The following is a 14362-nucleotide window of genomic DNA, read 5'->3' on the forward strand; positions in this document are numbered from 1 at the left end:
TAGCCCAAAACGGGCCGACCTGCCAGACGTTCCCGCCCCTTGCCTTCCGGCCCCTTCGGCCGTTAGATTCCCCGGAGAACGGCGTCCGCGCGCGGGCGCGTCGCCCGCAGGAGCGGCCCTGACGGCAGGCCCGGCGAGGCGGCGAACGCGGGCGCATCAGGAGAGCTTCATGCGCGTGCACGGTCGATCAACGTCCTTCGGCTCCGGCGGCGACCCGCGCGGGCGCGAGCGCTCCGAGCGCTTCCGCAGGGCACACAAGCCGGGCCAGAAGGTGCGCGGCACGGTGGTGGAATGGCAGGGCGAGGGACTGGCCTGGGTGGAGATCGACGGCCACCGCCTCCTGGCCCAGGTGTCGCCCGACGCCCGCCTGGGGCTGGAGCGGGGCTTCCTGATCGTGAGCCTCGCCCCCGAGATCGTGCTGCGTGAGCTCCCGGCCCGCACGTCCGGGCTGGACGTGGTGGTGTAGCCGTGGCCCTCATGATCGGCACGCCCTGCTACGACGGCAAGGTCACCCTGGCCTACATGCGCTCCGTGCTGGGGCTACTGGACGCCCTGGCCGGGGCCGGGGTGCAGGCCTCCTTCCAGACGCCCTCCCACGAGAGCCTGGTGACCCGCGCGCGCAACCACGTGGCCAACGCCTTCCTGCGCGACGCGGAGTGCTCCCACCTGCTCTTCATCGACGCCGACATCGGCTTCGAGCCCGAGACGGCCCTGCGCTACCTCAAGGCGGACCGCGACGTGGTCTGCGGCATCTACCCCGTCAAGCACCTGGACGTGGGGAAGCTTCGGCGCATGCCCCGGGGGCTGCCGGATGCCCAGGCCGAGGCGGCGTCTCTCAAGTACACCGTGAAGTTCAAGCCCGGCTGCAAGGTGGACGCCCTGGGCCTGGTGGAGGTGGAGTACGGCTCCACGGGGTTCATGCTCATCCGGCGGGGCGTGCTGGAACGCATGAGTCAAGCCTACCCGGAGCTGACCTACCGCAACAGCTACGTGAACGCCTCGCGCGACGACGTGGACAACTACGCCTTCTTCGACACCATGATCGACCCGGAAACACGCGACTACCTCCCCGAGGACTACGCCTTCTGCAAGCGCTGGACGGCCCTGGGCGGGACCATCCACGCCGACGTGGCCAGCCGCTTCACCCACCTGGGCGGCCACGCCTACGAGGGGGACTTCCCGGCGTATTTGACCAACCTGGGGGAGGACGGGTCAGGCCAATGAAAAAGGCCGGTCGCGGGACCGGCCTTGGAGATCGAAGAATCGCGGGGACTAGAAGGGCACGTCGTCCATGCCCGAGGCCTCGGAGGGGAAGGCCGGGGCCATGTCCTCCTCGCGGGGCTGCTGGCGCTGGCCGCCCTGGCGGCCGCCCTGGGCGCGGTTGCCCTGCTGCTGGGGCGCTCCGCCGCCGCGGCGCTCGCCGCCCTGGCCGCCTCCGTAGCCGCCCTGGCTCCCGCCGTAGCCGCCTTCGGAAGGCGCGTTGTCCACGCCGCCGCCCTTGGAATCGAGGAACTGCACGGTGTGGCCCGGCGCGGTGACGATCACTTCCGTGAAATACTTCTTCTGTCCCTGCTGGTCTTCCCAGGAGCGGGTGCGCAGGGTCCCTTCCACGTAGATCAGGCGGCCCTTGCTCAGGTAGTTGCCGCAGAACTCCGCCGAGCGGCCATAGACCTTCACCGAGTGCCATTCGGTGGCTTCGACCTTCTCGCCGTCCTTGTTCCGGTAGGATTCGGAGGTGGCCAGGCGCAATTCCGCCACCGGCTGTCCCGAGGGGAGATAGGTCAGCTTGGGGTCCTGCCCGAGCCTGCCGATGAGGATCACCTTGTTCACGTTGCCGGCCATATGCCCTCCGTGGGGTGTAGCGCGCAAAGCCGCGTCGCGTCGTGTTTTCGTGCGTTGACGCAGGAGCTTGCCGCGCCCTGCGATCATCCAGTCGATATCGTGCGCGCGAAACGTCGCGCGCAGGAGCTTATCCTAACGGTAACCGGCCCGGTCTTCAAGGTCGTCCAGGGCCTCTTCGATCTCTTCGCTCAGACGCTGGGCCGCCTCGGGCTTCCAGGTGGCCAGGGCCTCGTTGAAACGCTCAACGAGCGCCTCGGCCTTGGCCAGCCCCGGCCCCACGCGTTCGGCCACGCCCGGGGAGACCTCCCCGGCCGCGAGGCGCGCGCGCAGGGTGTCCACCAGTTCCAGCACGCCGCGCCGGGCAGGAGCGTAGTCGTGCCCCGGCGGATAGGCCAGATGGGAGAGGATGGGCCAGGTTTCGTCCACCTTCCCGGGGTCGGTGGTGGCGGCGCTTACGCGCACCTGGAGCAGCTTGCCCATGGAAACCTCCTCGGGGACACCCCGGTTGCGGTGACGCGGCCAGCCCCGTCAGGCCCGGACGAACCCGCGTCGGCAGCCCGGGCCGGCCTTGAAGCCAGGCCGGCAGCCCTCTGCGGACGCCCCTACTCCTGTTCTTCCCAGTCGGACTGGACGCGGTTCACCACGTCCTGGATGACGCCCATCTGGTCTTCCGGGCAGACGCTGATGAGGGGCGCTCCGGCGTCCACGTTCTGGTCGTGGGAGAAGTAGACGTCGTAGATGATGCCCTCGGGGCCGGAGTAGTTCAGGGGCTTCTCGCGCTTCATGCGCGAGACGATGAAGAGGTCCATGCCGTCCTTGACGCGGATGGAGCGGCAGCCCGACACCTTGACCTTCTTGTCCACGTCCGGGGCGAAGTAGTACTTGGCGCGTTCGGGGGCCTCGAAGAGGTGGAGCACCTGCTTGAGGATGGCCTGGGTGACCTCCTCCTTGGTGAGGAAGTGGCGCAGCACCAGAAGCGGCGTTCCCGCCTCGACGAACCGGCCGTCCAGGTGGGAGTGCACCTCGCGCACCTGTCCCTTGCGCTGGCAGTGGATGGGCTTGGCGTTGCGCTCGCGGGTCACGGTGGCCAGGAGGGTTCCGGGCTTCTCGCGCCAGGTTCCCGAGGGACCCAGCACGCGGGTCTCTCCGGCGGTGGTCTTGAAGGAGACCACGCCGCAGTGCGGCGCGCAGACCACGGCCTCCTCGTAGGGGGAGGCCTTGAACTGTTCGAGGATGGCTTTCACGTCCTTCACGGCGGTCCCCTTAGCGGTAGTAGAGGTTGCGGCCGCCGATGGTCTGGAAGGCCTGCACCAGGTTGTTGCGGATTTCCCTGCGGTCCCAGATGCCCTGGATGTGGCCGCGGGCCAGGGCGTTGTAGGCCAGGTGGTAGTCCGGGGGGATGTCCGTGCCGGTGGTCTCCTTGATCACGCCGGGGCCGGCGAAGCCGATGTTGGCCGAGCGCACGGAGAACTGGTAGGGCGAGCAGCCCAGGAAGCTGGCCACGGGGCCTGCGTAGGAGTAGGTGTCGTAGAGCACCATGTAGAGCCCGCCCGCCTCGATGTAGCGACGCACGGCCATGGTCACGCGGGGCATCTGGATGACGCCGTTGGTGCCCTCCTGGATGCGGATGCCCGCCGTTCCGTGCACATAGGCCAGGAAGGGATAGTGCTTCTTGCGCGCGCGAGAGAGCGCCCGGATGAACTTCTCGCCTTCGGCCGCGCCCACCGTGCCGCCCCGGAAGGGGGCCGCCAGCAGGCCGACCACCACCTTGATGCCCTCGATGGAGGCCTCGTAGGTGATGCAGGAGCTCTTGAGCTTGAGCTTCGTCTTGGCGTCGTCCAGCTTCTTGTCGAAGCCGGGGTAGCTCAGGGGGTTGGCGGCCTCCACCTCGGCGTTGAACTCGGAGACGGAGTCGCGGTCCAGCACGTTGTGGGTGAACCACTGGTATTCCATGGGGAAGTGGTGCCCGCAGTACTGGCAGACGCCCGCGAAATCGCCGAAGAGGTCCGGGGCCCAGAGGTCCAGGCAGCCGTGGGTGGCGGCGTTGGGGCAGGTGACGGCCTTGTCCTCGCGGGTCTTGGGGCTCACGTAGACGCTGTTGCCGTCGCCGTCCAGGCAGATGCCGTCCTCGGCGCAGGAGAGCTCGGTGAGCTTCTGGATGGTCTGCGTGTCCACCTTGCGCGCCCCGCCGGTGGAGCGGAAGGGCCGCAGGAGCTTGTTGGCCACCAGGCGCACCTCGGCCTCGGCCTCCTCGCGCAGCTGTTGGAGCTTGGTTCCGTAGGCGCGGAGGAACTCGTAGCGCAGGTAGGAATAGGTGGACCAGGAGAGCTGGCGAAGGGAATCGGCCATGCGCCGCGACACGGGCGTCTTGTCCTGGTAGGCCTGCTGGGCCATGTCGCGGAACTTGCGGTAGCGCCGCCAGACCAGACGCTCGGCCGCGCTCTCGTCCAGCGACCAGCGCACGAAGAAGGCCTCGGCGTCGGCCAGGTGGGCCTTCTTGCGGCGCTTCACGGCCATGGCGCGGATGAAGTTCATGCCCTTCACGGAGAGGAAGGCCTCGTCGGTGGCGAGCATCATCTCCTGGCGCAGGCGCTTGAAGAAATCGTAGTGGTGGGGGCGCGCGCCCAGGGGGGGTTCCTGGATCACGCGGTCCACGTAGCCCATGCGCAGGTTGTCCGCGCCGGTGATCTTGAGCCGCGAGGCCACCTCCTCGATGAGCTCCACCGGGGCGCGCTGGCCCTGGCGGATGCCCGACTCGATGGCCGCCGCGCCCTCGGGCGAGATGACCGAGTAGTAGCCGTGGGAGAGCATGAGCCGGGTGTCGGCCAGGGCGATGGCCTCGGCCCCGCCGGAGCCGCCTTCGGAGATGCAGGCGATCACGGGCACGCGCAGGGCGGCCATCTCGTAGAGGTTGCGGGCGATCTGCTGGGCCGCGCCGGGGTAGTCCTCCACGGGGAAGGCCCCGGGGGTGAAGACGTAGGTGTGGATGGGGATGTTCTCGGTCTCAGCCACCTTCATGTACTGCAGCGCCTTGGCGTTGCCCCAGGGCTTCACGGAGCCGCCGTTGCGGAACTCCTGGCCGTGGCCCTTCTCCTGGCCGATGACCATCACGGGCTGGTTGTGCACCTTGTCGCCCTGGCGGCGGGTGATGTAGGCCCGGGCGATGAACATGGAGGGGTCGATGGAGTACTCGTCCTGCCCGCCGATCTCGGTGTAGTTGTCGTAGCAGAACTCGAGGATGTCCTTGAGCGTGATGCGCTGGGGGTGGCGCACGATGCGCACGCGGTCCATGGGGGTGAGCTCGGGGTCGAGCTTCTGCTCCACAAAGCCGAAGAGGTCCTCCAGCTGGGCCAGGAGCTTCACTTTGTCGGAGAGCTTGGCGTCCTGCTCGCCGGAGCGCAGCCCGGCCAGCTTGGCGGAGAGAAGGGCCACGTCTTCGGGACGGCGCGTCCCGAAGACATCCTGGATGTACTGGAGCCTGGCTTCAAGCTCCTGGATGCTTTTTTCGATGTCCATGGGTTGGTTTTCTCGGATGTCTGGCCCGTCGGCCTAGAACACCAGGATATCGCGGGTTTTCTCCCGCAGGAAAGCGATGTTGGACTTCATGGGAGCCCCGGCCTGGTCCTGCCCTTCGAGCGCGAGGCCGTCGAGGTACTGCACGCCCCGGGCCTTGGCCTCTTCAAGGTTCTTGCCCCAGATGATGGCCAGGGCGAGGTTGGGGTCGAACTCGGTGGGGATGTCGTAGGGCTTGTCCCGGGGGATCTGCGAGTGCAGCTCGGCCCAGGAGAAGGCCGGTGGGCCGAAGCGGTCGATGCGGCCCACCCAGGGGGTGAAGCGGTTGGCGGGGTCCTCGGCGATGATGCGGTACTCGATGCCGATGCCCTCGAAGGTGATGTCGTCCTGGGTGAAGCCCATGGGGTCGCCCAGGCCCATGCGGATCTGCTCGCGGATGATGTCCACGCCGGGCTTGCCCTTGATGCGGGCGATGGCGGCGGAGACGCCGTTTTCCACCTGGATGCGGGTGTTCACTTCCATCAGGAAGGGCTGCCCGGCGGGGGTGACGATCCATTCCCAGGTGCCCACGTTGTCGTAGCCCACCTCGCGGGCGATGGAGAGCGAGTGGGCGGTGATGTCCGCGAGCACCTTGGCGGCGTCGAAGGAGTACTTCACCTGGTCCGGGGCGAAACCGGGGGCGATCTCCACGCGCTTCTGGCGTCCGGTGGACTGGATGGTGCAGTTGCGGGTGCCGAAGTGGGCCACGTTGCCGTGGCGGTCGGCGGCGATCTGCACTTCCAGGTGGTTGAAGGTGAGGATGCGCTGCTCGATGAGCACGCCCTCGTCGTGGAACTGGCGCTTGGAGTAGTTGCGGATGCGCCGGTAGACGGTCTTGAAGTGGTCCAGGTTCTGGACCTCCTCGATGCCCATGCCGCCGCCGCCCGCCGAGGCCTTCACCAGCACGCGGGCGTTGTCGATGCCCTGCTCGGCCTGGAAGCGGAAGAGCGAGTCGGCGATCTCCTCGGCTTCCAGCTCGTCGTAGACGGGGCGGTCGGAGCCGGGCACGGTGGGCACGCCCAGGGAGCGCGCCAGGCGCTTGGTGTTGATCTTGTCGCCCAGGGTGCGGATCACAAGCCAGCTGGGGCCGATCCAGATCATGGGGCGCGTGCGTTCGCTGACGCGCCGGGCGAACCGGTAGTCTTCGGCGAAATAGCCGTAGCCGGGGTGCACGGCGGTGGCCATGGCGTGGTCGGCCACGGCCATGAGTTCGTTGGCGTCGTGGTAGGAACTGATGCGCACGGCCTCGCCGCCCAGTTCGCGGGCCATGGACACGTGCCCGGAGGCGTGGTCTTCCCGGGTGAAGACGCAAACAAAATCCAGGCCCAGTTTGCGGCAGGCCTGGATGATTCGCTGGGCGATCTCGCCCCGGTTGGCCACCAGCACCTTATGTTTGGTTGTCGTCGTCAATGTGGCTCCCGCCGGTTTTCTGCTTCGCGATGAGGTACTTCTGGACCTCGAGCACCAGCTTGTCCAGGTGTTCTTCCTGTCGCCGGGTCAGGTCCTTGAACTTGAGCCCCGCCATGGCGCCCTTGCGCCGGGCGACCTGGGCCTTGAGGCTCCTGATGAGGGTGCGCCCCTTCACCTGGATGTCCAGGACCAGCTCCGTCTGCTCCGCGAGCGCGCCTCCGGGGTCGTCCAGGGAGACGCCCCCGGCGCTGATGTCGTGCACGGGGAATGAGCGCTCCAAGGGAAGCGTCCAGGCCGTCATGTCCGGGAAACGAGCGCGGAAGGTCTGGCGGTTGGCCTCCTTCTCGGTCTCGTAGGTGAACATCAGGTCGTTCTTCATCCCTCAACCTGCACTTCCATGACGAAATCCAGGCGGCGGTTCCTGGCCCGGTTCGCCTCGCTCGTGTTGGGGAGCAGCGGTTCTAAATCAGCTAACCCGGTGGATGTCAACCTGTTCGCGGGCACGCCCTGGGACAGGAGGAAACGCAGGGCCGACACGGCCTGGAGGGAGGAAACCTCCCAGTTGTTGCGCAGACGCGCCTGGGGGGGCGGCGGCGTGTCGTCGGTGAAGCCCTTGATGTGCACGCGCTGGTCCGGGTGGCGGGCCAGGAAATCCTTGACCAGGAGCAGGCGCTGCTTCCCGGCGTTGGTGAGCTGCGTCACGTCGCTGGCCTCGAACATGCCGTCGGAGGGCACGGAGACGGTCATGCGCGAGCCCTGGAGGGTGGTCTTGAAGGTGGTTTCGCCGCGCCCCTGGAAGTAGGCGGTGAGGTCCTGGTAGACTTGGCGCTGGCGCATGATGAGCTGCTCGCGCAGGCTCAGCTGTTCGAGCACCTTCTCCTCCATGGACTGCGCGCCGGGCGTCTTCTTGAACGGAGCCTTCTCGGATTTGAGCCGCTGGCGCACGCTCTCCAGGGTCTCCGAGACGTTCTCGGGCTTGAGGGTGGCCAGGGAGAAGAGAAAAATGAAGAAGCACAACAGCAGCATGGACATGTCCGCCATGGTGATCTGCCACACCTGGGGGATGTCCTCGTGCTCGTCGTCTTCGTCGAGGCGGCCCTGGTCATCTGCCAACGGTGCGCTCCTTGGGCGGCACGAACGAGGAAAGCTTGTCGCGCACGAGCAGGGGGTTGTTGTTCTGCAGGATGCAGCGCGCGCCCTCGAAGATGATCTCCAGGTTGAGCACCTCCTGGTAGGTGCGCGCGCGCAGCTTGGCGGCCACGGGCAGGAAGAACAGGTTGGACAGGAGCGCCCCGTAGAACGTGGTGAGCAGGGCCACGGCCATGGCCGGCCCCAGGCTCTTGGGATCGTTCAGGCGTCCCAGCATCTGCACCAGGCCGATGAGCGTGCCGATGAGCCCGAAGGCCGGAGAGAACGTGCCCAGGGACCTGAACACCGTCTCGCCGATCTGGTGGCGGCGTTTGAGGGAATGGATCTCGATGCGCAGGGTGTCGTGGATGAGTTGCGGCCCGGCGCTGTCGGCAATGAGCTTGCAGGCCTTCTTGAGCACCACGTTGTCCGTTCGGATGTTCTCCAGGGCGAGAAGGCCCTCGCGCCGCGAAATCTCCGCGATGCGCACCATGACGTTCACCACTTCCTGGGCCGTCACCTTGCGTGAGGAGAAGATCTTGAAGAAGGCGTTGAAGGCCTGTAACACTTCCTCGATGGGGTGGCTCACGCAGAGCGCGGCCGTGGTTCCTCCGAGGACGATCATGGCGCTGGGGCCGTCGAGAAACTGGAGGAACGAGCCCCCCATGATGATGGCGCCCACCACCAGGCCCAGGCCCGTGGTCAGCCCCAGAAGCGTCGCGAAATCCATCAGGTCACCTCTACTTCCCCGACCCCAACCCGCAAGGCCAGACACACATGCAGGAACGCGACACGGCGCAGGAACGCAACACGGCGGAGAACGCGGCGGCCTTCCTGCGCGCCAGGCTCCCGGAAGGCTTCCGGCCCAGGGCAGCCATGGGGCTGGGCACGGGGCTGGGCCGCGCGGCCCCGTCCCTGGAGATACTCGACCGGCTGGACTATCGGGACATCCCGGGCTTCCCCCGCTCCACCGTGCCGGGGCATGCTGGGCAGCTCCTGGCCGCGCGCCTGGCCGGGACGAGCGTGCTCGTCTGGAGCGGGCGCTTCCACCTCTACGAGGGCTACACCCCGGCCCAGGTGTGCCTGGGGGTGCGCGTTTCGGCCCTTTTGGGGGCCGGCGTCCTGGTGGCGGCCAACGCGGCGGGCTCTCTCAACCCGCTCCATAAAGTAAAGGAGTTACTGGTCATCTCCGACCATGTCAATCTGACGGGCCTAAGCCCCCTCACCGGCCCCAACGTGGACGCCTGGGGGCCGCGCTTCCCGGACATGAGCCGGGCCTACAGCACGCGCTTGGCCGAGGCGGCCGGGCGGGCCGCCCTGCGCCTGGGCCTTCGCCTGGAGCGAGGCGTCTACGCGGGCGTGACCGGCCCCCAGCTGGAAACCCCGGCCGAGACGCGCATGCTGCGCCTGCTCGGGGCCGACGCCGTGGGCATGTCCACGGTGCAGGAGGTCATCGCGGCGCGCCACATGGGCCTGGAGGTGCTGGGGCTCTCCTGTCTGGTGAACCAGAACCTGCCCGACTGCATGGCGGAGGTGACCCTGGAGTGCGTGCTGGACGCCGCATCCGAGGCCTGCGTCAAGCTCTGGCGGCTCCTGGAGGCCGTGGCCCCCGAATTGTAGCCTCCGTCGGTCTGGCCTGCCCCTCTGCCGGGGAGCGCGGGCCGATCGTCTTCCGATCGGTCGGTCCGCGCTCCCCGGCAGAGGGGCAGGCCAGACCGACGGAGAAACCGACGCCCAGGACCAGGCACGCGGGCCGGACGAACCGGCCGTGAATCCCGCGCGTCCGCTCTACTCCCGCACCCCGATGAGGCCCCGGCGGCCCAGCTCCCGCAGGAAGGCCGCCACCGAAAGCTCGGCCTCGCGGGCGGGCACGCCGTAGCGCTCGCCCAGGGCCAGGGCCATCTCCTTCACCGTGCGATCGCCGTCGATCAAGTCCCAGCAGAACGTGCCCAGCTCGTCCAGTTCCAGCTTTTTCTGCAGCGGCGTGCCGTCCCAGGCCCCCACGCGCCGGGCCAGGCCCGCGAACCACGGCCGGTAGGCCGACAGATACGTCAGGCGCGCCAGGCCGCCCTCCAGGCGTTCCTCGCGCACCATGCGGTTGCGCGCCGGACGCATGGCCAGGCGCTCCTCGCGCCCCGGCTCCTCGGGGGCGGGCGGCGGAGGCTTACGTTTCCAGGGCCACATACCTGCCGCACACCTCCTCCAGCTCCTCGCGGGTCATCCTCCGGCGCGTGCGCGCGGCCAGCGCCAGGATGCGCGAGCGGTCCGCACGCCAGACCACGCCCGACACCGGCCGGGCCGCCTCGAAACATCGCGCCAGCAAATCCCCCGTCAACCGGACGAACATCCCGGGCGCGGCCGCCCTCCAGAACGCCGCCGGGCTGCCGGTCAGATATCCCGGCCTGAAGTCCCCGCGCTCGCCGAAGGCCTGGGACAGTACCTTCCCCGCCCAGCCCTCCAGGGTCTGGCCCCGCAGGATGGCCTCGGCCGGGGCGAAACGGTGGAACTCCACGGTCTCGCCGCGCCCGGCGAAAGAAAGGCGGTAGTGCCCCAGCTTGAGGTCGAAGGCCTTCAGGCGCAGGCCTGCCGGGGCCTCCCCGGCCACGTCGTAGAGGCGAAAGGTCCCGTGCGGAAGGTTTTTCACGGAGGCGAGAGCCTGGGTCCACGGCAGGGCGGGCTCCCCCTCCCGGGCGTGGGGCGCGGCCAGCACCGCCAGGCCCGATCCGGGCGGGGCGAAAAACACGGCGTCCGGCCCCCTGCCCGAGCCCGTGCGGCAGGCCCAGGCCCCCTCCCCCAGCGCGCGCAACGAGGCCTCCAGCACCCCTGCGGGGCGCTCCTCGCGCGCAAGCACCCCGCGCCGCGCCAGGCGCTTCAGGGCCTTTTCCGGGACGGTCCCGGGCTTCAGGCGCTGCCAGCGCAGGGTGAGCCGGGGGCCCGAGCCGTCCTCCAGGCGCAGATAGCCCAAGCCCACGCGGGCGGGCTCCCACGCGGAAGGGACCGCAAGGCCAAGCCCGTCCCAGGCGATTTCCCGGAGAGCGCTCATGCGATCACGACGTGGGTCACGTCCGGCGGACAGGCCAGACGCACCGGCAGCCCGGCATAGCCCAGGCCCGCCGAGACGACCATGCGCCGACCGTCCACCGCGCCCAGGCCCGGACCGATGCGGCGGTCGGCCTGGTTGATGGCCGCGCCGATCACGGGCAGGCGCATCTGGCCGCCGTGGGTGTGGCCCGAGAGGGTGAGCCACGGGGCCAGGCCCTCGGGAACGCCCAGGGCCAGCTGGGGGTTGTGGGCCAGCATGAGCGTGACGGCGGGGTCCTGGCCTTCCAGGCAACGCCAGGAGAGCCCGGGCTCGTAGGCGTCGCGCAGGCCCGCCAGGGTGAAGCGGCCCCAGGGACCGGCAAGGGGCACGGACTCGCCGCGCAGCACCCGCGCCCCGCATCCGGAGAGGAAGCGGGCCACGCGCCCGCCGTCCACGTAGATGTCGTGGTTGCCCAGCACCGCGAAGACGGGGGCCACGCGGGCCAGTTCGCGCAGGAAGTGCTCGGTCTCGGCCAGGTGTTCCAGTTCGTATTCCACCAGGTCGCCGCCGAAGAGCACGGCGTCGGGAGCGAAGGCCTCCACATGGCGCAGGGCCTGCGCCAGGTGCGCCTGGGGCAGGAAGAACCCGGCGTGGAGGTCCGTGACCAGGCTCAGGCGCAGCTCCCGGCCCCGGGGCGCGTCGGGGTGGCGCTCAAGCAGGATCTGCCGCTCATCCACCACGGTTTCTCCGGCGGAGGATTCGGCCAGCGCCTTGGTGCAGGCGGCCCCGGCGCAGGCCAGAAGCCCCCCGGCCAGCAGGCGGCGGCGCGCGGGCAGATGCGGCACGGCGGCGCGGCGCAGGGAGACCCGCAGGGCCAGGCCCAGGGTGAGCGCCGCGAAGACCGCCAGCACGCACAGATAGTAGAGGAGCAGGTACTTGGAGTGGGCCACGCGCACCAGGGGGAAAAAGCCCGCCGCGCCCAAGGCGAAGGCGACCCAGGCCGCCAGCCAGATGCGGACCGCCGCCGCGTCCAGGGCCGCGCGGTGGCGGCGCAGGAGCCAGAAGCCCCCGAACACGGCCGCCAGGGCCGCCGGGAGGATGAGGAGCGCGAGGGGGTGGACGCCGCGAAAGCCGAGAAGGGTCATGGAGCAACCTCGAAGGGGGTCACGGGGCCTCTCTGACAGACTTGGCCCCGGCTGTAAACAGCCGCCCCACCCGCCCATGGAAAGAACCGATTCGGGCAGCCTGTTCAAAAAACTCGCTGGCAAGGCGCTGGGAAAAGCCAAGCCCGAAGCGTAGTCCCCCTACGTGAGGGTTTGGTTTTTTCCAGCAACGCGGCCAGCGAGGATTTTTCAGCAGGCTGCTATCCGCCGCCGCGCAGGGCCTCGATGGGGTCCAGGGCGGCCGCGCCGCGCGCTGGCTTGAGCCCGAAGATCAGGGCGATGGCCAGGGCCGAGGCCAGGCCCATGGCGAAGAGCTTGCCCGAGAGGCGGATCTCCAGCACTCCCAGGCCCGCCAGGAGCTGGCCCATGGCCACGCCCAAGGCGATGCCCACGAAGGCCCCGATCAGCGTGAGCAGCACCGCCTCGGCCAGGAACTGCACCGTGATGGCCGTGGAGGTGGCCCCCAGGGCCTTCTTGAGCCCGATCTCCTCGCGTCGTTCGCTCACCGAGAGGAAGAGCAGGTTGGCCAGCACGAAGCCGCCCACCAGCATGGCCGCCCCGGCCGTGATGCCCAGGAAGACCATGATGCCCCCGGTGATCATGCTCAGAAACTTGAGCACCTCGCTGGCGGAGATGATGGAGAAATCGTCCGAGTCCTCGATGCGCAGGCCGTGGTTGTGGCGCAGGAGCGAGCGCAGGCCGTCGATGTGGGAGTCCATGAATTCGGGTTCGAGGAACTTCACGCGCAGGGCGCGGAAGTAGTTGCGCTCCAGGTGGAAGCGCTGTGTCAGCGTGGAAATGGGCATGATGAGGCGGTCGTCCACGGAGCTTCCGCCGCCGCCGGGCGCGAAGCCCCGGTAGGAGAGCCTGCCCACCACCTGCACGGGCAGGTCCTGCACGAGGATCACCTTGCCGATGGGCGATTCGTCCCCGAAGAGTTCGCGCGCGGGGTTGTCGCCGATGAGGCAGACCTTGGCCGAGTGCTTCACGTCCTCCTCGGTGAGGTCGCGCCCTTCGGCCAGGGGCCAGTTCCAGGCCTGGGCGTAGTCGCCGGTGGCCCCGACCACCACGGGGGTGACCATGTTGCGGTTGCCGTTGCGCAGGGTCACCTGGGATTTGGAGCGCATGGGCACCACCAGGTAGGCCCCGGGCAGGGAGCGCTCGATGGAGAGGGCGTCGGCCCAGGTGAGGGTGAGGGTGCGCTGCCCCACCGCGCGCGTCTCGATGTTGCCGCCGAAGACGAGCACGGCGTCGGGGCCGAACCACTCCACGATCTCCAGGGTCTTGCGGCGCGCGCCGTCCACCGAGGCGATAATGATGGTGAGGGCCGCGATGCCCAGGGCCACGGCCAGGATCACGAAGACCGAGCGCAGCTTGAAGGCCCACAGCGCGCCCCAGGCCATGCCCAGCACGCGCCGCATGCGCGCCGCCCGGGCCAGGGCCTCACGCGATGCGGCCGTCGAGAACCAGGACGCGGCGCTTGGCATGGCTGGCGGTCTCCTCGTCATGGGTGACCACGACGATGGTCTTGCCCTGGGCGTTCACCTGGGCCAGCAGGGCCATGATCTCGGCCGAGGTGGCGGAGTCGAGCTGGCCGGTGGGCTCGTCGGCCAGGATGAGGTCGGGATCGTTGAGCAGGCTGCGGGCCAGGGCCACGCGCTGCTGCTGGCCGCCGGAGAGCTGGGAGGGCTTGTGGCGCATGCGGTCGCCCAGGCCCACCTGCTCCAGGAGGTGCGCGGCGCGCTCCCTGAGTTCTTGGCCGGGCCTGTCGCCGTAGAGCCCGGGCAGGAGCACGTTGTCCAGGGCCGAGGCGTAGGGGATCAGGTAGAAGCTCTGAAACACGAAGCCGATGAGCCGGTTGCGCAGGCCCGAGAGGGCGTCGTCGTCCAGTTGGGAGACGTCCTGCCCGCGCAGGAGGTAGCGCCCGGAGCTGGGCCGGTCCAGCAGGCCGATGATGTGCAAGAGCGTGGACTTTCCCGATCCAGAAGGGCCCTGCAGGGCCACGAACTCGCCCGCGGCGATGTCCAGGTCCACGCCGCGCAGCACGTGGGTCTCCACGTCGCCCAGATGGTAGGTTTTGGCGGCCTGCTCCAGGCGGATGAGAGGGACGTCTTCCATGGGCGGGGACTCTGCCAGATCGGGACGGCGAGGTCGAGAGGTTCGCGGCCAAGCAAAAAGCTGGCGGCGTCCCAGACCAAAAGTCCGAGGCGCCAACAGGTTGCCATGTCGCAAGAGATCCGGCGGG

The 14362-nt window shown here is 68.9% G+C and carries 16 protein-coding genes; 3 read left to right on the top strand and 13 right to left on the bottom strand.

From position 1 onward, the window contains the following. Positions 1-169 precede the first annotated feature (169 nt). Both ACV4UX_RS02080 and ACV4UX_RS02085 read left to right on the top strand, forming a co-directional pair. Positions 170-466, top strand: a complete 297-nt coding sequence (locus ACV4UX_RS02080; protein WP_491591675.1) for a hypothetical protein — start codon at positions 170-172, stop codon at positions 464-466. An 11-nt stretch (positions 467-477) separates the two neighbouring features. Next, positions 478-1224, top strand: coding sequence for a hypothetical protein (locus tag ACV4UX_RS02085; RefSeq protein ID WP_491591689.1), 747 nt, complete (start codon positions 478-480; stop codon positions 1222-1224). Between the two features lie 48 nt (positions 1225-1272). Here ACV4UX_RS02085 and ACV4UX_RS02090 read toward each other — a convergent pair whose 3' ends face one another. The 8 genes from ACV4UX_RS02090 to ACV4UX_RS02125 form a co-directional block, all read right to left on the bottom strand. Then, a complete protein-coding gene (locus ACV4UX_RS02090) occupies positions 1273-1842 on the bottom strand; it encodes a single-stranded DNA-binding protein (RefSeq protein ID WP_491591676.1) in 570 nt (189 codons plus the stop codon). 132 nt (positions 1843-1974) lie between these two features. Further along, positions 1975-2322 carry a formin-like protein 18 gene (locus ACV4UX_RS02095; RefSeq protein ID WP_491591677.1) on the bottom strand — a complete coding sequence of 116 codons (348 nt, stop codon included), beginning with the start codon at positions 2320-2322 and terminating at the stop codon, positions 1975-1977. A gap of 122 nt (positions 2323-2444) precedes the next feature. After that, complete coding sequence (locus ACV4UX_RS02100) at positions 2445-3095, bottom strand: biotin attachment protein (RefSeq protein WP_173086838.1); 651 nt, start codon at positions 3093-3095, stop codon at positions 2445-2447. A 10-nt stretch (positions 3096-3105) separates the two neighbouring features. Further along, positions 3106-5358 carry a carboxyl transferase domain-containing protein gene (locus ACV4UX_RS02105; RefSeq protein WP_491591678.1) on the bottom strand — a complete coding sequence of 751 codons (2253 nt, stop codon included), beginning with the start codon at positions 5356-5358 and terminating at the stop codon, positions 3106-3108. A 33-nt stretch (positions 5359-5391) separates the two neighbouring features. Beyond that, a complete protein-coding gene (locus ACV4UX_RS02110; protein WP_491591679.1) occupies positions 5392-6804 on the bottom strand; it encodes an ATP-binding protein in 1413 nt (470 codons plus the stop codon). Beyond that, positions 6782-7183, bottom strand: coding sequence for a PilZ domain-containing protein (locus ACV4UX_RS02115; protein WP_491591680.1), 402 nt, complete (start codon positions 7181-7183; stop codon positions 6782-6784). Before ACV4UX_RS02115 ends, ACV4UX_RS02110 begins: the two co-directional genes overlap by 23 nt. Next, complete coding sequence (locus tag ACV4UX_RS02120; RefSeq protein WP_491591681.1) at positions 7180-7917, bottom strand: OmpA/MotB family protein; 738 nt, start codon at positions 7915-7917, stop codon at positions 7180-7182. The genes ACV4UX_RS02115 and ACV4UX_RS02120 overlap by 4 nt, the downstream gene beginning before the upstream one ends. Further along, the gene (locus ACV4UX_RS02125) at positions 7907-8662 is read right to left on the bottom strand and encodes a motility protein A (RefSeq protein ID WP_491591682.1); all 756 of its coding nucleotides are present in this window, start codon (positions 8660-8662) and stop codon (positions 7907-7909) included. The genes ACV4UX_RS02120 and ACV4UX_RS02125 overlap by 11 nt, the downstream gene beginning before the upstream one ends. A gap of 47 nt (positions 8663-8709) precedes the next feature. Here ACV4UX_RS02125 and ACV4UX_RS02130 point away from each other — a divergent pair, with 47 nt between their 5' ends. Beyond that, entirely contained in the window at positions 8710-9552 is an 843-nt protein-coding gene (locus tag ACV4UX_RS02130; protein WP_491591683.1) for a purine-nucleoside phosphorylase, read from the top strand. 168 nt (positions 9553-9720) lie between these two features. Here ACV4UX_RS02130 and ACV4UX_RS02135 read toward each other — a convergent pair whose 3' ends face one another. From ACV4UX_RS02135 to ACV4UX_RS02155, 5 genes are all read right to left on the bottom strand, one after another. Further along, a complete protein-coding gene (locus ACV4UX_RS02135) occupies positions 9721-10116 on the bottom strand; it encodes a PqqD family protein (protein WP_491591684.1) in 396 nt (131 codons plus the stop codon). Next, complete coding sequence (locus tag ACV4UX_RS02140) at positions 10097-10975, bottom strand: hypothetical protein (RefSeq protein ID WP_491591685.1); 879 nt, start codon at positions 10973-10975, stop codon at positions 10097-10099. The genes ACV4UX_RS02135 and ACV4UX_RS02140 overlap by 20 nt, the downstream gene beginning before the upstream one ends. After that, entirely contained in the window at positions 10972-12099 is a 1128-nt protein-coding gene (locus ACV4UX_RS02145) for a metallophosphoesterase (protein WP_491591686.1), read from the bottom strand. The genes ACV4UX_RS02140 and ACV4UX_RS02145 overlap by 4 nt, the downstream gene beginning before the upstream one ends. Positions 12100-12317: 218 nt before the next feature. After that, positions 12318-13604 (bottom strand): ABC transporter permease, encoded by a 1287-nt coding sequence (locus ACV4UX_RS02150; protein WP_491591687.1) that lies wholly within the window; start codon positions 13602-13604, stop codon positions 12318-12320. Continuing rightward, positions 13561-14235, bottom strand: coding sequence for an ABC transporter ATP-binding protein (locus tag ACV4UX_RS02155; protein ID WP_491591688.1), 675 nt, complete (start codon positions 14233-14235; stop codon positions 13561-13563). Before ACV4UX_RS02155 ends, ACV4UX_RS02150 begins: the two co-directional genes overlap by 44 nt. Between the last annotated feature and the right edge of the window lie 127 nt (positions 14236-14362).

The sequence above is a fragment of the Fundidesulfovibrio sp. genome (assembly GCF_058402725.1).